We start from the raw sequence: 18130 nt of genomic DNA on the forward strand, positions 1-18130 counted from the left end.
TCGTCAGGCTCCCTTCAGGCGATGAGACGTCCGGCGGAGGAACGTCCGAACGCGGCGACGGTGGCAAGCAGTTCATCGACGCGATGGCGGCAGGTGTGGCGGGTGCGGATGGCTTCGAGCCCGTTCTCGACGAGTGAGGTCCGCAGATCCTCGTCGTTCAGGACGGCCCGCATCAGCCGGGTCATCTCGGTGCCGTTGCGCGCCACGAGGAAATCCTCTCCGGGACGGAAGAGATTTTCACTGTCCGGCCAGGGCGCGGAGATCAGCGGAATGCCGCAGGCGAGCGCCTCGAACACCCGGATCGTCGGGATGCCGGGGAGGCTCTCGACATAGGGCCGGCGCGGAATATGCACCGTCAGCCGGTGTCGGGCGAAGGCCGCCGGCACGTCGGCATTGGCGATCCAGCCGCCGAAGGCGATCCCGGTTTCCGAAAGGCGGCGCAGGGCATCCGGCGGGTAGCGCACGCCGTGGACGGTCGCGGCGACCCCTGTGCGCTGCACCGGCCGGACGAGGAACTCGCTGATTTCAGCGGAGCGTTCGTCGTCGCCCCAGTTGCCCACCCAGACGAGGTCGCCCGCCTTTTCGACATCCGGCAAGGGCCTGAAGAGCGTGTCGTCGGCGGCCTCGTGCCAGGTGAAGACCCGGTCGCCCCAGCCGGCGCCGCGGTACTGCTCGGAGAGCGTTTCGCCGAAGGCGAGCACCCCGTCGTAATCATCGAGGCGAAGCGCTGCGATCTCCCTGCGGGCCGAGACGGCGCGATGATGGGTGTCGTGGAAGAAGAGCAGGAAGTCATGATCGTGGCGAAGGCGGCCGATTTCCGAAACCAGCGCCGGATCGTTCCATTCATGGACGACGACCACGTCGGCATCGGCGAGCACGGCGGCATGGTCGAAAGCGCTCCCGTAGATCACCACGCGCAGCTCGGGATAGGCGCGCCGGAAGCTCCGGGTGCCCGCTTCGCCCTGCTCGTCCATCAGGTTCTGCCGGCTCCAGGAATCGGCCGGTTCGAGCGCCAGCGCCTCATGCCCCCGCGAGACGAGGTTGCGCATGACGCCGCGCAGGAAATGTGCGTTGCCGTGGTTCCAGTCGGAGAGCAGAGAGTGGGTGTAGAAGACGAATTTCACGCGGCACCTCCTGCCATTCTCACCGGCTCGCTGACCGAGGGTGCGAGCCGCCGATAGAGCTCGACCGTTCGTGCGGCCTGCCGCTCGAGAGTCAACGCGCCGGCGCGGCGTCCCGCTTCGTCCGCGAGGGTCCGACGCAGGTCACCGTCCCGCACGAGCCGCTCCATCGCGTCGGCGAAGCTTCCGGCGTCGGCCGGGTCTGCAAAGAGCGCGGCCCCGTCCCAGAGTTCGCGAAAGGTCGGGATATCGGAAAGAACGAGCGCGGCGCCGCGCGCTGCGGCCTCGAGGACGGCGAGCCCGAAGGGTTCATACAGCGACGGCGAGACGAAGACCGCCGCCCGGTCGGCGAGCGCCAGCGTTTCGCCGGGAGAAAGCCGTCCGAGATGACGGGTGTTTTCGAACACCATGCCGTCACCGGACGGTCCGATGTTCGCACCGGCGGTAATGACGGGCCAGCTCACCGCGGCCGCGGCGCGATCGAGGACCCCGCCGTTCTTTCCCTCGTCCCACCAGCGCCCGGCGCTGAAGACATAGGCCTCCCTGGCGGCGCCAGCGACGACGGGGTCGTCGCCGTTGTGGATCGTGACGAGGCCCGGAAGGCGACCGTAGCAGGCGGTGAGGAGGTCGCCGTGCGCGGCGCTCGGGACGACAACCGCATCGGCGCGATCGAAGCCTGAACGGTTCAGTCTTTCGAGCCAGTCCCAGTCGGCCGGAAGGGGAGAGTTGCGGACGGTGGCGAACCAGCTGACGACGCAGGAGTGGGAAACGACGAGAACCGGCCGCTCGGTCTCGATCCCCGCCGCCTGGGTCGGCAGATTCAGATGCAGAAGGTCGACGTCATATTCGTCTCCGAGCCCGGCAAGCAGGGCAGTGAGGCCGGCGAGTTCCTCGGGCCGGTCGGCCATCCAGTCCAGGGGCTGGTCGAGCCAGACGAGTGCATGCGCGTCGTGCGCCTCGGCGACCTGCCGTTCGTCGGGCTGGGGCCCGCAGCCGACGAGGACGACGTCGACGCCGTGACGTCGCAGTCCGCGGACGAGATTGAGCGCATAGCGCCACACGCCGCCGACCGCGTCCACGGTCATCAGAATGCGCCGTGGCGGCGGGGTTCCGAAATTCCGAAACGTCATGCGGTCCTCCGCTTGGCGGCCTGGGGTCGTTCGACCGGAGGATGGGCGAGGAACCATTCCGCGAGCCGGTGAAGCCCCGCGCGCCAGGTGACGCGGGCCTGCCAGCCGAGCTCCCGGGCGAGGGCGCCGGTGTCGGCGACGAAGTAGAGCTGGTCGCCGGGTCTCCAGTCGTGGAACTCGGTTTCGACCGGTTGCCCGGTCACCGCCTCGACCTCGCGCAGCAGTTCCAGGATGCTGACCGCGTTGCGGGGGCCGCCACCGAGATTGAACGCGCGGCCGTGGACGTCATCGATGCGGGCATGGACCATACGGTAGGCGGCCACCGCATCGTCGACATAGAGCACGTCGCGAACCTGGCGCCCGTCGCCGTAGATGGTGACCGGTCGGCCGGAGAGGGCGCAGAGCAGGAAATGCGCGACCCAGCCCTGGTCTTCGGTGCCGAGCTGCCGCGGGCCGTAGATGCAGCTCATCCGCAGCACGGCCGCCGGGATGGCGAAGGATCGCGCGTAGTCGAGTACGTACTGGTCCGCCACACCTTTCGAGCAGCCGTAGGGGGTGCAGAAGTCGAGCGGCCGGTCCTCGCCGATCCCGCGCTCCCGCACGGACGGATTGTCCGGCAGATGGCGGCCCTGGATCGGAACGGTCGCGAGATCCGAGAGCGAGCCGTAAACCTTGTTCGTGCTCGCGAAGACGACCGGCGCCTTCCGTCCGGCTCTGCGCACGGCCTCGAGCACGTTGATCGTACCGCGGCCGTTCACCTCGAAATCTTCGAGCGGATCGGCGAGGCTCGTCGTCACGGCGGTCTGCGCGGCGAAATGAAAGACGGCGCCCGCCTCGGCGATCACCGGCATCAGCGCGTCGAGGTCGCGGACGTCGCAAAGCGCGGTGTGCACGCGCCGGCCGTAGCGGTCGCTCAGATCCTCGAGATTGCGGTCGACGCCCGGCCGGCTCAGATTGTCGACAATGACGACGTCACGGCCCTCGTCGAGGAAGCTTGCGGCGAGATTCGAGCCGATGAAGCCGCTGCCGCCGGTGATTACCACAGGCCGGATGCGGCCGCCGAGAGACGGTGCCGCGCGACCGTGGACGTCGGCCTGTCTTGTCGTCGCGTTCGGGTTTTCGCCCGTCATGATACCAGCCCCTTCTCCTGCAACTGGCGCTGCATCTCCTGGCTGCGATCGACGGCACTGCTGCCGCGAACCCATTCGACGAACGGTTCGAGGGCATTCTCCAACTTGAGCCGTGGCTCGAAACCGAGGAGTTCCTGCGCCTTGGAAATGTCGGCGAAGCAATGACGGATATCGCCGGCCCGAGCCCGTCCCAGGATCTCTGGCGTGGTTTCGGGGACCCCCATCGCGGATGCGAGCATGGCGGCGACGTCGGCGATGGCATAGGCATTGCCGCTGCCGATGTTGAAGACGTGTCCCGCGGCTGCGGGCTTTTCGAGAGCAAGGCGGAAGGCGCGGGCGACATCCTTCACATGCACGAAATCGCGGCGCTGCAGACCGTCCTCGAAAATCACCGGCGGTTGACCGTTGGCGAGCCGTGCGGCGAAGTTGACGAGGACGCCGGTATAGGGATTGGAGAGTGCCTGGCCGGCGCCGAAGACGTTGAACAGGCGCAGCGCCGTGGCGTCGATCCCGTAGGCACGGCCGAAGATCAGTACCGCCTGCTCCTGGAAATACTTGGTGAGCGCGTAGATCGAGGCGAGGCTTGCGGACTTCTCTTCGTCCGTCGGCACCGGCGTGAGCGGTTGCCCGTCGGGACCCGTCGGTTCCCAGTGCCCGAGGCGCATCGCTTCGGCGGAGCGCTGGATACGGTCGTGCCGGCGCCCTTGCTCGTCGACATAGAGACCCTCGCCGTAAATGCTCATCGACGAGGCGACGACGATCTTGCTGACGGGAGTGTCGATCAGTTCTTCCAGGAGGACGGCGGTTGCGAGATCGTTTCCACCGACATACCGGACGATCTCGTACATCGACTGCCCGACGCCGACTTCCGCGGCGAGGTGAACCACCGCCTCGATACCGACGAGGGCGTTTCTGACCGCGTCACGGTTCCGGATGTCGGCATATATAACCTCAACCTCCGCGGGAAGATCGATCGCCTCGTCGGTGTGGACCTGCTCGACGAGAGAATCGAGGACGCGCACGTCGTGCCCTTTTGCAAGGAGTTCCGCGACAACGTGGCGCCCGATGAAACCACAACCACCAGTAACAAGAATTTTCGACATGGCCACCGCCTGACTGTTTAAGACACCCGGCCCAACAATGCGGGCAAAGCATTGTTCCCCCCTCGGTTCATCATCAATGTCATTTTCTTTGCTGCTCTCGCGCGGCCCCTTGCGACCGGAACAAAAGGGTCCTCGCGCCTGTTGTTGAGGGCCGGAGTCTGCGAAGGAGACGAGAAGATGGAGGCAATGTTGCCGACCGAAGCGATGATGCGTGCAGCGGTGATCACCGGGGCGGGACGGATGGAGGTGCGGCAGGCGCCGCTGCCCGAACCGAAGGCCGGGGAGGTTCGTATCCGTCTCGAGGGTTGCGGTGTCTGCGCCTCCAACCTCGGGCCGTGGTCGGGGCCGGACTGGATGACGTTTCCGACCGAGAACGGCGGGCTCGGACACGAGGGCTGGGGCTGGATCGATGCCGTCGGTCCGGGCGTCGACGACCTGCAGCCCGGCGACCGTGTTGCCGCGCTCTCCTATCACGCCTATGCCGAATACGACGTGGCGGCGGCAGATGCCGTCGTGAAGCTTCCGGATTCGCTTGCGGGCCAGCCGTTTCCGGGGGAGCCCCTCGGATGTGCGATGAATATCTTCGAGCGCAGCGGCGTCGAGGAAGGCCAGACCGTCGCGATCGTGGGCCTCGGCTTTCTGGGTGCGCTTCTGACCCAGCTCTGCGTCGATGCGGGCGCGACCGTGATCGGCATCTCCCGGCGACCGTTCGCGCTGGAGGTCGGTCGCCGTGCGGGCGCTCAAACGACGCTGGCCTGGAACGACAGCGGCGCGGTTCTCGACGAGGTCAGGTCCTTGACCGACCGGGCGCTCTGCGACGTCGTGATTGAGGCCGTCGGCAAACAGTCTTCGCTCGATCTTGCCTCGGAACTCACCGGTGAGCGCGGCCGGCTGGTGATCGCCGGCTACCACCAGGACGGACCGCGACAGGTCAACATGCAGATGTGGAACTGGCGCGGCCTGGACGTGATCAACGCACATGAGCGGGACCCGGCCGTCTATGTGAGCGGTATCCGCAAGGCCGTCTATGCGGTGGCGAGCGGCAGGATCGACCCGGGGAGGCTGTTGACGCATCGCTTCGATCTCTCCGAACTCGGAGAGGCGCTGAACGCGACGCGCGATCGTCCCGACGGTTTTCTCAAAGCGGTGGTGGTGCTGTGAGCGTGGCCTATCCGATAACCCGACCGGTACCGCAGGAGATCGGCAGGCGGATCGCCTTTCTTGGCGTCGGCTGGATCGGCCTCTCGCGCCTGCAGGCGATGGTCGATACCGGTCTGTGCCGCAAGGTCGTGCTTTGTGACCCGTCGGACGAGCGGATCGCCGAAGCTTGCCGGGCCGCCCCTGCGGCGGAATGCGTTTCGAGCTTCGACGCCCTGCTCGATCGCGACCTCGACGGCGTCGTGATCGCCACGCCGAGCGCCGTCCATGCGGAGCAGGCGCTGCGGGCGATCGACCGGGGTCTCGCGGTATTCTGCCAGAAGCCACTCGCACGCACGGCCGACGAGGTGCGGACCGTCATCGCGGCGGCTAAGGCAAGGAACGTGCTGCTCGGCGTCGACCTCTCCTATCGCCATGCCGAAGGGGTCCGCGTTCTGCGCGACCGCGTCAGGGGCGGGCAGCTCGGCCGGATATTCGACGTCGAGCTGGTGTTTCACAACGCCTACGGCCCCGACAAGGCGTGGTTCTACGACAAGACGCTCTCCGGCGGCGGATGCCTGATGGATCTCGGCATTCACCTCGTCGATCTCGCGCTCGACGTGCTCGACTGGCCCGAGGTCGGCGAGGTCCGCGGCGCCCTGTTCGCCGAAGGACGGCGTTTGACGGGCGCCCGCGAGGTGACCGAGGATTTCGCCAGTGCGACGATCTCGCTTGCGAACGGTGTGAACGTCCGGCTCGCCTGCTCGTGGAAACTCAATGCCGGATGCGACGCCGTGATCGAGGCGAGCTTCCACGGCACCGAGGCATCCGCCTCCTTCCGCAATCTCGCGGGTTCGTTCTACGATTTCGAGACCGTCCTTCTCCGCGGCACCTCGCAGGAACGTCTCGTCGCTCCGCCGGACGAATGGGGCGGTCGGGCGGCCCGTCTGTGGCTGACGCAGCTTGCGGCCGATCCGGGCTATGATCCGGAAATCGAGCATATGGCGCAGGTCGCAGAAACGCTCGACCGCATCTATCTCAGCACCTGAAGACCGGGACTCAGGGCCGGGAGTTGGCGATCTCGGTGGGCTCGCCGAGCTCGGCCTGCAGCCGCTGGCGGGCACGGAAAAGGCGGCTCTTCACCGTTCCGACCGCGCAACCGCAGATGACGGCGGCGTCCTCGTAGCGCTCGCCCAGCATCACCACCAGGACGATGATCTCGCGGTGGTGCTGCGGCAGGCGCGCAAGGGCGCGCTTCACGTCGGAGACACGCAGGGTGCCTTCCTGGTCGGCGGCAATCTGCGGCATCTGCGAGACGCACTCCTCGATGCCCACCGGCTCGCGACCGGCGGTTCGCCTGCGGGTGAGAAAGGTGTTGCGCATGATCGTGAAGAGCCAGGACTTGAGACGTGTGCCGCGCTCGAACTTGTCGAGATTGCCGAGTGCCTTCATCAACGTTTCCTGCACGAGATCGTCGGCTTCGTCCGGTTGTCGGCACAAAGATCTGGCAAAGGCTCGCAGGGCCGGTATGAGGTCGACGATCTCGTGATGCGCAACAGTTCCTTGCGGATACGTGGTCACGACCGGTAATCCTCTCGGTTGGCAGCAGTGCGGGTGTTCCCGATCAACGCGACAGTCCGGTACAGGTTCCAAGACTTCTACGTCAAGTTGCCGACGCCCCTCCGCGCCGAATGCATTGAAAAGGACCGCGCCGCGTCATATTCTCAGTTTGAGGAGAGGAATTTCCCTCACCACATTCCATCGTGCGCTTCGCCCTTGTGAACGCGCGGCAATCTCCGGGGACCAGGATTGACCGAAACCCAAGAGCGAAAGGGCCGCAGGACGGCCGACAGGGCCGTCGACGCGAAGCTGCGACAGCTTCTGGCCGAGATCGAGAGCTGCCCCGTTCCCCCGCGCATTCAGGAGCTCGCCGAGGAACTGCAGGTCGCGCTCGACCGGATGGCGGACAAGAACTAGCTCTGCGTCTCAACCGGCGAAGTGTGGCTCGGCAAAAACCAAGCGGTCGTCGATCGGCAGCAGGCGACCTTTGAGGTCGAGATGACGCAGCACAGGCGCGTTGCCGGTTTTGCGCTCCGAGCGGAGTTTTTTCGCCGCGGCGAGCGCCAGGTGATAGCTCGAATATGCCGGCGAGCGCAGGCCGTGCCCGACGAAGCACCAGCCGTTCGAATGCGGTACGATATCCAGAAATTCCTGTTCCATTTTCCTCTTCTCCCGTGTCTTTTCCGACTTCAGCCGTGCCGACCCGCAGCGAGGCAGACGGCATAAGGCGCAAGCTCGAGCGCGCCGGTCCGTGCCATCGTTGCATCCTTCGGCCATCGGTGGACGATCCGGCCGTCTACGGCCGGCACTTCTGATGATGAACCGGTCAGGTTGGCCCGCAGTTCCAGTTTTCCTTCATCAAATACCCAGTCGATGGCGATGAGCCCGTCCTTCTGCGTCAGGATCCTGCCGCCCATCTCCGTCGCGCGGGCGGTGAGCGGCCAGACAAATCGTCGTCGCGCCTCGACGAGATCGCCGACGAAGGCCCGGTACGCCCGGCCTTTCGGTGTCACGGCGGCCGCCCAGTCGAGTTTGGACGTTTCGAACGTTTTCCGGTCGTTCGGGTCCGGCAGTCCCTCGATGTCGACCGCGTGCTCCGATCCATGGCCAAAATTGCGCGCCTCGCGGAGCCTGCCCTGGTAATCGGCCTCGTGAACCTCTCGCGGGTGATCGCAGAAGAAGACGAAAGGCTGTTCGCAGGCGAATTCCTCGCCCATGAAGAGGAGCGGGATCTGCGGCGAAAGCAGAAGCACCGCCATCAGGGCGTCGACGAGCCGCGGATCGGCGGTGGACCGCAGCCGCTCCCCGAAGGCGCGATTGCCGATCTGGTCGTGGTTCTGCAGGAAGTTGACGAAGGCGCTCGGTGGCAAGTGCCCGCTCGGCTCGCCGACCGTCTTGCCGTCGAGCGTGGGGCGAGGCTCTCCCTGATAAACGAAGCCTTCGGCGAGTGAGCGCCGGAGCAGGCGGAAAGGATCGGCCGAGAAGTCGAGATAATAGCCCGCCGTCTCGCCGGTGGCGATCACATGGGCCACGTGATGGAAATCGTCGTTCCACTTGGCGACGAAGCGTCTCGTTCCGTCGGACTGCAGCTCCATCGGCCCGGTGACGTTGCGGGCATCCTCTATGATCAGGTGGATCTCGCGGCCGGGAAAGCTCGCCGCGACGCGGGTTCCGAGTTCCGTCAGCAGAGGCGTCCTGCCCGGCTTGTCGACGAAATGGTCGATGGCATCGAGGCGAAGGCCGTCGATGAAGAATTCCTCCAGCCAGTAGAGCGCGTTCTCGAGCACGAAATCGCGGGTGGGCTGCCTGCCGAAGTCGGGTGCCGGTCCCCACGGGGTCCCCCTCTCCGGATCGAAGAAGTCCGGCGCGTAATGGGTGAGGTAGTTCCCGTAGATGCCGAAGTGATTGTAGACGACGTCGAGCACCACCATCATTCCGAGGCCGTGGGCAGTGTCGATGAAGTGTTTCATGTCGTCCGGATCGCCGTAGGCCGTGTGGGGCGCATATTGCAGCACGCCGTCATAGCCCCAGCCGCGCTCGCCGTAGAAGGCGGCGACCGGCATCAGTTCGATGGCGGTGATGCCGAGTTCCGCGAGTTCTTGCAGTCGTTCGGCTGCGGCCCTGAAAGTCCCTTCGGCGGTGAACGTTCCCACGTGCAATTCATAGAACACCGCCTCGTGCCACGGGCGGCCGCGCCAGCCACTGTTCTTCCAGGCATAGGCCAAGGGGTCCACGACGAGCGACGGACTTTCGGTTCCCGAAACCTGGGCACGCGACGCCGGGTCCGGCACCGTCTTTTGGTCGGGGAGCACGAAGGAATAGCGGGCTCCCGGGTAGACCCCATGCACGACGAGCTCGAACCAGCCGTCGCCGGCAGGCGTCATCTGCCGGTCGTCACGCCCTTCGATCCGGAGGCGCATGCCGGCCGACGACGGTGCCCAGATACGAAAGCGGACCTCGCCTTGTGAGATGATCTCCGCGCCCCAGCTTTTCCGAAAAGAACGCTTGTCGCCAGGAAAGGCCTCTGCCTTCGCCTGCCGCGCGTTCTGGTGCCGCCCCTCCATGTTTTGCCCCTTCGCTTTTGGTGTGCCAGTAACAGCACGTCTGTCGAAAAGGTTCCGCCTCAGCGCACCATCCGACGAACGGAACGACGGCCGGCCGAGGGCTCGGTAAATCCGACCTCCGTCGACTGTCCGATGGTCACTCCCGACAACCGTCCGTAGAGCGATGCATACTCCCTGGCGCTCCGATCCCACGAGAAGCGGGCCTTCATCGCCTGGCCGCGCAGGCGTGCCCAGTGATTGCCGTCGTGGTAGGCGTGGAGTGCACGACTGAGGGCATGGCGAAGCGCATCAACGGTGACCGGGTGGAACTGGAAGCCGGTCGCGACCCGCGCGGAGAGTGCCGCGACATTGGCGTCGATGACCGTTTCGGAGAGCCCGCCGGTGCGGGAGACGATTGGAACGGAGCCATAACGCAATGCATAGAGTTGGGTCAGTCCGCACGGTTCGAAGCGCGACGGCTGGATAATCGCGTCCGCACTGCCGTGGATGAGATGCGCCAGATGCTCCTCGTACCCGACATAGACCGACATCCGGCCGGGATGGGCGTGCGCGAGCGCCTCCAGCTGCTGCTCAATGGCTCGGTCGCCACGGCCGCAGATGACGAGTTTTCCTCCTTTCGACAGGAAATCGTCCGCCGCGGCTGCGAGCAGGTCCATACCCTTCTGCCAGGTGAGCCGGCTCACGACGCCGAACAGCGGTCCCGGATCGGTGTCGAGCCCGAGACGCTGCAGCAAGATCTTCTTGTTCTTCTCCTTTTGCCGCGGGTTGGTCGCCCCGTAATTGTAGGGAAGGTAGGGATCGGTCGTCGGGTCCCACACCTCCTCGTCGACCCCGTTGACGATTCCGAGGAGATCGTTGCGCCGCGTGCGCAGAACGCCTTCCATCCCCATGCCGAAGCGCGCGGTCAGGATTTCGCGGGCATAGGTCGGGCTGACGGTGGTGATCGCATCGGCGTGGACGAGGCCGCCCTTCAGGTAGCTGATGCCACCGTAATACTCCATGAGCTCGGTGCGGTAATGGGAGGCCGGCAGATCGAGGAACGGCAGGAGGCTCGCATCGAACTGTCCCTGGAAGGCGAGGTTGTGGATTGTGAGCACCGTCGGCACGCTGCAGCCTCGGTGTCTCATGTAGACGGGCGTCAGTGCCGCCTGCCAGTCGTGGACATGGACGACGTCCGGTCGCCCGCCGGGCAGGGCTCCGCGGGCGATTTCCGCGCCTGCGAGCGACAGCACCGCGAACCGCTTCCAGTTGTCGCCGAAATCCTGTCCGTTCTCGTCGCTGTAAGGGCCGCCGGCACGATGAAACAGCGACGGCGCATCGAGAACGAGGATCTCTCCGGCTCCGGTTCTCGCTCTCCTGAGCATGACCGGTTCGCTGAGAAGGGTCATCTCGGCGACGGGGACGAGCAGGCCGGCCAGCCGCTCCAGAGCGGTCGTGTAGCCGGGAATGAGGGTCGTGGTGGACACGCCGAGATTGGAAAGCGCCTTCGGTAACGCACCGGTCACATCCGCAAGCCCCCCGGTTTTCGCGAAGGGGAAGAACTCAGAGGTTACCGCCAGAACCTTCATTGCGAGTTCCCGTGCCTTCTCCGGTTCGCGTCGGACAAAGATCGATGTTTGTCGGCTACCTGATGCTGTGTTTTGGGGATACTCCGGATGTCCGCCGAGACGACGGACGCTGTGCCCCGGATGCGAGGAATAATGTAAGCGTGTGACAAAAGTTCCAGCCCCGGAGCCGCATCGACGATGTTTCTTTCCTCGACGCCAAAGCCCCGTCGCCTGGCGGCGACGGGGCCCTGGGAGGATCGAACCGGGCGTTGCGTATCCGCGCCGGCAATCCCACAACACTGGGATGTGACGGAAGTTTCCTTCGTGTCGAAAACTTTTTCGCCCGGCCTGGTGCAGACTGCATCGAAGAGCGGGAGAGTCTTGACGGATACGCGGCAGCCGCCGCTGCCCGTTGGCGGCGGAAGACCGGCGGAGTGCGGAGTGGTGTGCCGCGGACCGGAACGGAACTACTGCTCGATCGCGTGTGGAGGATAGCTACCCTGGTCGCTCCTGGTCGTGTTACTTTCCTCGCCGACGAAAAGCCAGGCCAGAACCAGCACTGCGAGGGCGGCGATGGCAAGGCCGATGACCGTGCGCGTGCGTTTCGTCCCTGAAGTCATCATTCCTCCTGCAGTCACCTCGATGGCGGGACGGCGGTACTCTTGCACGGCCTCGGACCCGGCGATCCTCAAACAATCCCGGCGGTGGCTTGTTCCTTCACGCGGATGTGATCGTGTCCGGCCCAGATTGCGGGACGGACGTGCCGACCCATGCCGAGGTTGGGCGAACCGGCAGCGCCCGAGGCCGCGCTGCGCGGCACCCGAGGGGCCGTTGCGGGATGCCGTGTCGCGTTCATGGACCGGACGGTCTTGCCGGAGTTCTTTCAAAGTATAACCGGTAATATTTCGCTCATTTCCAATTGCGGCCGGTCCGGCCGAAACTCAGCCGTGACTCCGGTGAGGTTCTTGTTCCGATCTGAGGCAGTAAACGCGGCTTTTCCGGAGCGCCCAAGACAATCGGCAACGTTGCCTCGGCGGACCGTTTGAGCAATAATCCCCTAAAAATTCAGGGCGCACTACTGGGGAAGGCCGATGCAGCCCCACCGTTCTGCTTTCCCACGGTCGAGCGAAAGATAGCCCATTTTAGGTTATTTCAGGCGAATTTCCGTCGAAAGAGGTATAATTCGCCCCTGCGCTTTTGGGGGATTTCGTTGCTGTGCTGTCTCTGCCGAGATCAGACGGGGCCTCGAATGCAGTATTCGGCTCACCCAAGGGGATTAGCTCCAACGAATATATAACCCATTATAGTCGTTTCCTTTAGGAAGGATTCATATTATTGTTCATTTCTAATATAAGAGCGCTGAGGGGCCGGTCCGCCTTCCCTACAGCCCGCGAGTTCCGAGTTCTGTGTAAAGCGGGAGCAAGAAAATGCAGATAATGGAGACGCGCGCAGTTCACTCCGCGCATATCCCAAAGAGTGATCTTCGTCCTCGGACGATACTCATGATAGCCAAGAAGGACCTTCTGTCCGAATGTCTGGCGGAAGTTCTTTCGAAGAAATTTCCGACCTATGATGTCGTTATTCATGAGCGGGACGAACCGGTCACGAAGGATGTCGAGAATTGTGCGACGCTGATCCTTCTCTATCGGCTTCCGGTCGACGACATCAGGGCGGTCCTGCAGCGCCTGAAGATCAGGAATGCGGACACATCGGTCGGGATCGTGGTGGAATCGATCAGCCGGCTGGAGTGCCAGCTCGCGACGCTCGCAGAATCCCACGAGATCTCGGGGATTTTGCCGGCCAATCTGCGGCTGGATGTGTTCGTCGCGGCTGTCGACCTGCTGGTGAAGGGGGGAGAACATTTCCCTTCGGCGCTGCTGCATCTGCTGAGCAGCGAGCCCCAGTCTGCCGGCGTGTCCTTCGACGGTCCGCTGGTCGCCAGCGCCCAGCCTATCCATCAGGCGACTGCGGCAGGCGACACCTCGGCTCTCACCACCCGGGAGGTGCAGATCCTCGATCTCATCTGCGACGGCAGGCAAAACAAGATCATCGCCGATCGCCTCGGGCTCTCCGAAAACACCGTGAAAGTCCACATTCGCAACATCTACAAGAAGATGAAGGTCCGCAACCGCACGGAAGCCGCATCATACTTCTTCGGAACCGCCCGTTCCGGTGCCGCATCCCGACAAAACTAGTCGGAAAATCAGCTTCCTATCGCGTAAAGCAACGAGACTTCTGCCCGAAACCGCTCGCCGAACAGATATAGGGAGCGGAACCGAGATAGCTGGTCATCCGGGCCTTGGCCGGAGCAGGTTTTCTCGGCATTTCGGCCGTCCGCCCGATGGGAACGGTTTCAGCATAGCCATAGCTTGCCTTCACCACCGGCGTTACTCCGGGGGTTACTCCGCGCTGCGCCAGGGGTGCGCGCGGGGCCTCATCTTCCGCCACAAAGGCGCAGGATGTCGGCAAGGTCACGCTCGCGAGCACCGTTGCAATGAGCCCTGTGCCGCGGCTGCGGCGCTTCAGGCTGGTCCAGAAATTCGTCGTCACCTCATTCCTCCGACGCTGATGATGTCCCTTTCGAACTAACTATGCCATCCAAAGGTTACCAAATATGGCTATATTAGGAATGGCTGTGGATAACCCCCCACGTCGCCAGGGGGTGGTCGGGATTAGATGGGTTAGTGACAAAGTATAACCCCTAAGTAATACCCCTAATCAATTCGTACTTTATTCTTAAAAAAGATTGACGATTTATTAAAAGCAGCGCGTAATTGCTACGAAACGAGAGGTGGCCAGAAGAGTTTTGCGTGAGCGACAGATGCTCACCTTGCAGAGTTCCGCCAATCCCTTTCCTTTCCAAAGATGTTGTTTTGAAGCTGCTCTCTCATCGAGAGCGCAGACGGTGGGAGTATGTGCAATGCGCAAATTGTTTCCGAGTATTTCTCCGGCGCTCGACATGGCCTCCGGAGCCGTTCCGCGGGTCGTCCTGGTCAATGGTGGGGCCGGTTTCCTGGGGTCTCATCTCTGCGAGCGCCTGCTCGCTGCCGGCGACACCGTGATTTGTGCCGACAACTTCCTGACCGGCCGCCGCGAGAACGTTGCGCACCTGACCGGCGACAGCCGTTTCCGCATGGTCGAGCAGGACGTGCGCAATCCTTATGATTTCGACGTCTCGCTGATCTTCAATTTCGCCTCGCCGGCTTCGCCGCCGGACTACCAGCGCGATCCGGTCGGGACGCTGCTCACCAGCGTCATCGGCGCGGTCAATGCCCTAGATCTCGCACGCCGCACCGGCGCGACCGTCGTGCAGTCGTCGACTTCCGAGGTCTATGGCGATCCACTCCAGCATCCGCAGCGGGAGAGCTATCTCGGCAACGTCAACCCGATCGGCCCGCGCGGCTGCTATGACGAAGGCAAACGTTGCGCCGAGACACTCTTCTTCGACTATCACCGCAAATACGGCGTCGACATCCGCGTCGGCCGCATCTTCAACACCTACGGCCCGCGCATGCGTCTCGATGACGGCCGGGTGGTCTCGAACTTCATCGTCCAGGCGCTGCAGAACAAGGACATGACCGTCTACGGCGACGGACAGCAGACACGCTCGCTCTGCTATGTCGACGATCTCGTCGAGGCCTTCATGCGGTTCGCCCGCGCCGACGGCCGCTCGACCGGCCCGATCAATCTCGGCAATCCGGCGGAAATCCCGGTCATCCATCTGGCGGAGCTGGTGCGTGAACTCACCGGATCGCGGTCGCGGATCGTTCACCTGCCGGCCGTCGTCGATGATCCGAAGCAGCGGCGCCCCGACATCAGCCGCGCGGCGGAAGAACTCGGCTGGGCACCGCGCGTGCCGCTGACGGCCGGGCTCGCCAAGACGATCCGCTACTTCGACGCGCTGCTCTCGCGCACCGAAGCGGACGCCCGAAAGGCGATGGAGGCCGTCTGACATGTCGCGCACCGTTCTCGTCACCGGAGGGGCTGGCTTCATCGGCAGCCATATCAGCAAGGCGCTCTTCAGGGCCGCCTACCAGCCCGTGGTCTACGACAATCTCTCCACCGGTCATGCCGATGCGGTCAGATGGGGCCCCCTGGTGCTCGGCGACGTCGCCGACGCCATAACGCTGCGCCGGGCGATCGAGGAATTCGCCCCGGCCTGCATCGTCCATTGCGCGGCCAATGCCTATGTCGGCGAGTCCGTCGAGAACCCGCGCAAATACTACGCAAACAATGTCGGAGGCGGTCTCACCCTGCTCGAGACCGCACTCGATATGGGCCTGACGAACATCGTCTTCTCGAGCAGCTGCGCAACCTACGGCGTGCCCGCGCGCCTCCCGATCGACGAGGAAAGCCCGCAGGTTCCGATCAATCCCTACGGTCGCACGAAGCTCATCTTCGAGATGATGCTCGAGGACTTCGCCGCCGCGCACGGCCTCCGCTTCGTCGCGCTCCGCTACTTCAATGCCGCCGGCGCCGACCCGGACGGCGAGCTCTGCGAGCGCCACGAGCCCGAAACCCACATCATCCCGCGGGCTCTGCTCGCGGCCGTCGGACGTCTCCCGCATTTCGAGGTCTTCGGCCGCGACTACCCGACCGCCGACGGCACCTGCGTGCGCGACTTCATCCATGTGAGCGATCTCGCCGAGGCCCATGTCGCGGCGGTGGATCACCTGCTCTTCGGGGGAGAGACGCTGCGCCTCAACCTCGGTTCCGGCCGGGGCACCTCGGTCGGCGAGATCATCGAGGCGATCGGCCGCATCACCGGACGCAACGTGCCGGTCGAGTACGGACCGCGCCGTCCGGGCGATCCGCCGGTCCTTTTTGCCGGGACCGGCCGTGCGAGCGAACGCCTCGGCTTCCGGCCGCAGCTCTCCGATATCGACACGATCATACGGACCGCCTGTCCGAGTTTCGGCCTGGAGGCGCGGATATGATCGAGGGCCTGACGAGAGCCGGGATGGTGCCGCCTGGGGGGTCCGCGATGCTGGAGCCGATCTTCTCCGGCCGACGCCGCTTCGGCTACTGGATGGGCATTCTCGCCTGGCTCGCCGCGCTCGGCTTCTTCTGGACATGGTGGCTCGATCCCGCCCATGTAATCGGATGGGGCTCCTGGCTCGTCGTGACTCTGGTCGTCGCCTGGGTGACGCTGCTGCCGGCCTATTTCATCTTCATCTTTCTCGGCGCCAGACGGGTGAGCCGGACGGCGCCGTTGCCGCAAGGGCGGGTGGCGATGGTCGCCACCAAGGCGCCCTCCGAGCCCTTCGACGTCGTCCAGAAGACCCTGCTTGCCATGCTGGCACAGGAGGGCCTTTCCTTCGACGTCTGGCTTGCCGACGAGGATCCCGACGACGAAACCCGACGCTGGTGCGCGGAACACGGAATCCGCATCTCGACCCGCAAGGGCGTCGAAGCTTACCACCGCAGCGAGTGGCCGCGCCGTACGCGCTGCAAGGAGGGCAATCTCGCCTATTTCTACGATCAGTACGGATATGACGGCTACGATTTCGTCGCCCAGTTCGATGCCGACCACGTTCCCGACCTCACCTACCTGCGGGAGGTGATCCGCCCCTTCATCGATCCGCGGGTCGGCTATGTCTCGGCGCCGAGCATCTGCGACGCCAATGCCGCGCAAAGCTGGGCGGCACGCGGGCGCCTCTATGCCGAGGCCAGCCTGCACGGCTCGCTGCAGGCCGGTTACAACAACGGCTGGGCGCCGCTCTGCATCGGCTCCCACTATGCGGTGCGCACGGCCGCGCTGAAGGAGATCGGCGGCCTAGGCCCGGAACTCGCCGAAGACCATTCGACCACTCTGATGATGAATGCCTCTGGCTGGCGCGGCGTGCATGCGCTCGACGCGATCGCACATGGCGACGGGCCGGCGACCTTTGCCGACCTTGCCGTCCAGGAATTCCAGTGGTCGCGAAGCCTTGTCACCATCCTGCTGCAATACTCCAGGCCGCTCGTCCGGAGCCTGCCGCTGCGGCTCAAATTCCAGTTCCTGTTCTCGCAGCTCTGGTATCCGCTCTTCTCCGGCATGATGGCGCTGATGTTCCTGCTGCCGCTCGTCGCGCTCGTCGATGGCCGCGTCTTCGTCAACGTCAGCTACCCGGACTTCCTGCTGCATTTCGCGCCGCTGTCGCTGGTGCTGATCGTGCTCGCCTTCTTCTGGAGGCGGACCGAGACCTACCGCCCGCACGACGCCAAACTGTTCGGCTGGGAGGGGATCGCCTTCATCCTTCTGCGCTGGCCGTGGTCGCTGGCGGGCGTCATCGCCGCCGTGCGCGACGCGGTCGCCAGGAGCTTCGTCGATTTCCGCATCACGCCGAAGGGAAAGCAGGAGCGCGCCCTGCTGCCGGTCCGTGTCATTACGCCGTATGCCATGCTGACGGTAGCGTCGGCAGCGGCGATCGCACTTGCGCCACAGCAGAATTCCGCCGCGGGCTTCTATCTCTTCGTCGGGATCAACGTCGCGCTCTACGCGCTGCTTGGACTGATGGTCGTGGTGCGCCACGCAATCGAGAACGGGCTTGCAGCCATCCCCGTTTCCCGCGGGCTTGCCGTGACACTCGCGAGCACCGTGTTCGCCGTCTTTGTCGGCGGTGCGGAGCTCGGCCGGCACGGCGTCGGCTCGATCGAGGCGCTTGCCAGCGGGCAGGACGTCGTCAGCTTCACGGAAACCCGTTTCACCGTCGCCGGGGCCGGCTTCGGCGGCAAGTCAACCGTAACGCGCTTGCGCATCCGCTGGCACGGCTTCGAACCCGTGCGCGCTGCCGGCGCCGAGAAATCCGATGTGTAGCACCGGGCAATGCCGCTCCGTGTGTCGTGTTCAAAGGAG

16 protein-coding genes and 1 pseudogene are annotated in these 18130 nt (G+C 64.6%); 7 read left to right on the forward strand and 10 right to left on the reverse strand.

What is annotated here, in order from left to right; all coding sequences use genetic code 11:
• Positions 1-14: 14 nt before the first annotated feature.
• The 4 genes and pseudogenes from H4I97_RS23195 to H4I97_RS23210 all read right to left on the reverse strand — a co-directional run bounded on the left by H4I97_RS23195 (position 15) and on the right by H4I97_RS23210 (position 4484).
• Positions 15-1124: a CgeB family protein gene (locus tag H4I97_RS23195; RefSeq protein ID WP_182308047.1), complete on the reverse strand. Its 1110-nt coding sequence runs from the start codon at positions 1122-1124 to the stop codon at positions 15-17.
• Positions 1121-2251, reverse strand: a complete 1131-nt coding sequence (locus H4I97_RS23200; protein ID WP_244658839.1) for a glycosyltransferase family 4 protein — start codon at positions 2249-2251, stop codon at positions 1121-1123. The genes H4I97_RS23195 and H4I97_RS23200 overlap by 4 nt, the downstream gene beginning before the upstream one ends.
• Positions 2248-3327, reverse strand: a pseudogene (locus tag H4I97_RS23205) (NAD-dependent epimerase/dehydratase family protein); the annotation flags it as partial. The pseudogene H4I97_RS23205 and the gene H4I97_RS23200, both read right to left, overlap by 4 nt.
• Before the next feature lie 50 nt (positions 3328-3377).
• A complete protein-coding gene (locus tag H4I97_RS23210; RefSeq protein WP_182308049.1) occupies positions 3378-4484 on the reverse strand; it encodes an NAD-dependent epimerase/dehydratase family protein in 1107 nt (368 codons plus the stop codon).
• Between the two features lie 177 nt (positions 4485-4661).
• Here H4I97_RS23210 and H4I97_RS23215 point away from each other — a divergent pair, with 177 nt between their 5' ends.
• Both H4I97_RS23215 and H4I97_RS23220 read left to right on the forward strand, forming a co-directional pair.
• Positions 4662-5645, forward strand: coding sequence for an MDR/zinc-dependent alcohol dehydrogenase-like family protein (locus H4I97_RS23215; protein WP_182308050.1), 984 nt, complete (start codon positions 4662-4664; stop codon positions 5643-5645).
• Positions 5646-5647: 2 nt separating this feature from the next.
• On the forward strand, positions 5648-6670 hold the full coding sequence (locus H4I97_RS23220) for a Gfo/Idh/MocA family protein (protein ID WP_244658840.1): 1023 nt from the start codon (positions 5648-5650) through the stop codon (positions 6668-6670).
• A gap of 10 nt (positions 6671-6680) precedes the next feature.
• Here the strand turns inward: H4I97_RS23220 and H4I97_RS23225 are convergent, their stop codons facing one another.
• Positions 6681-7202 (reverse strand): sigma-70 family RNA polymerase sigma factor, encoded by a 522-nt coding sequence (locus H4I97_RS23225; protein WP_244658841.1) that lies wholly within the window; start codon positions 7200-7202, stop codon positions 6681-6683.
• A 228-nt stretch (positions 7203-7430) separates the two neighbouring features.
• Between H4I97_RS23225 and H4I97_RS23230 the strand changes: the two genes are divergently transcribed.
• Complete coding sequence (locus H4I97_RS23230; protein ID WP_182308051.1) at positions 7431-7598, forward strand: hypothetical protein; 168 nt, start codon at positions 7431-7433, stop codon at positions 7596-7598.
• Between the two features lie 9 nt (positions 7599-7607).
• Here the strand turns inward: H4I97_RS23230 and H4I97_RS23235 are convergent, their stop codons facing one another.
• The 4 genes from H4I97_RS23235 to H4I97_RS23250 form a co-directional block, all read right to left on the reverse strand.
• Positions 7608-7841: a hypothetical protein gene (locus H4I97_RS23235; RefSeq protein WP_182308052.1), complete on the reverse strand. Its 234-nt coding sequence runs from the start codon at positions 7839-7841 to the stop codon at positions 7608-7610.
• A 29-nt stretch (positions 7842-7870) separates the two neighbouring features.
• Positions 7871-9745, reverse strand: a complete 1875-nt coding sequence (gene treZ, locus H4I97_RS23240; protein ID WP_182308053.1) for a malto-oligosyltrehalose trehalohydrolase — start codon at positions 9743-9745, stop codon at positions 7871-7873.
• A 59-nt stretch (positions 9746-9804) separates the two neighbouring features.
• The gene (glgA, locus tag H4I97_RS23245; RefSeq protein ID WP_182308054.1) at positions 9805-11313 is read right to left on the reverse strand and encodes a glycogen synthase GlgA; all 1509 of its coding nucleotides are present in this window, start codon (positions 11311-11313) and stop codon (positions 9805-9807) included.
• Positions 11314-11759: 446 nt separating this feature from the next.
• On the reverse strand, positions 11760-11912 hold the full coding sequence (locus H4I97_RS23250; RefSeq protein WP_182308055.1) for a hypothetical protein: 153 nt from the start codon (positions 11910-11912) through the stop codon (positions 11760-11762).
• An 882-nt stretch (positions 11913-12794) separates the two neighbouring features.
• Here H4I97_RS23250 and H4I97_RS23255 point away from each other — a divergent pair.
• Positions 12795-13487, forward strand: a complete 693-nt coding sequence (locus H4I97_RS23255; RefSeq protein WP_182308056.1) for a helix-turn-helix transcriptional regulator — start codon at positions 12795-12797, stop codon at positions 13485-13487.
• A gap of 16 nt (positions 13488-13503) precedes the next feature.
• Here H4I97_RS23255 and H4I97_RS23260 read toward each other — a convergent pair whose 3' ends face one another.
• Positions 13504-13842, reverse strand: coding sequence for a hypothetical protein (locus H4I97_RS23260; RefSeq protein ID WP_182309067.1), 339 nt, complete (start codon positions 13840-13842; stop codon positions 13504-13506).
• A 409-nt stretch (positions 13843-14251) separates the two neighbouring features.
• Between H4I97_RS23260 and H4I97_RS23265 the strand changes: the two genes are divergently transcribed.
• The 3 genes from H4I97_RS23265 to H4I97_RS23275 are packed head-to-tail and all read left to right on the forward strand — an operon-like array spanning position 14252 to position 18091.
• A complete protein-coding gene (locus tag H4I97_RS23265) occupies positions 14252-15244 on the forward strand; it encodes a UDP-glucuronic acid decarboxylase family protein (protein WP_244658913.1) in 993 nt (330 codons plus the stop codon).
• Position 15245: 1 nt separating this feature from the next.
• Positions 15246-16229 (forward strand): UDP-glucose 4-epimerase GalE, encoded by a 984-nt coding sequence (gene galE, locus H4I97_RS23270; RefSeq protein WP_182308058.1) that lies wholly within the window; start codon positions 15246-15248, stop codon positions 16227-16229.
• Positions 16230-16276: 47 nt separating this feature from the next.
• Positions 16277-18091, forward strand: coding sequence for a glycosyltransferase (locus H4I97_RS23275; protein ID WP_378143833.1), 1815 nt, complete (start codon positions 16277-16279; stop codon positions 18089-18091).
• The last annotated feature ends 39 nt before the right edge of the window (positions 18092-18130 follow it).

Source organism: Ciceribacter thiooxidans, assembly GCF_014126615.1.
Lineage (GTDB): Bacteria > Pseudomonadota > Alphaproteobacteria > Rhizobiales > Rhizobiaceae > Allorhizobium > Allorhizobium thiooxidans.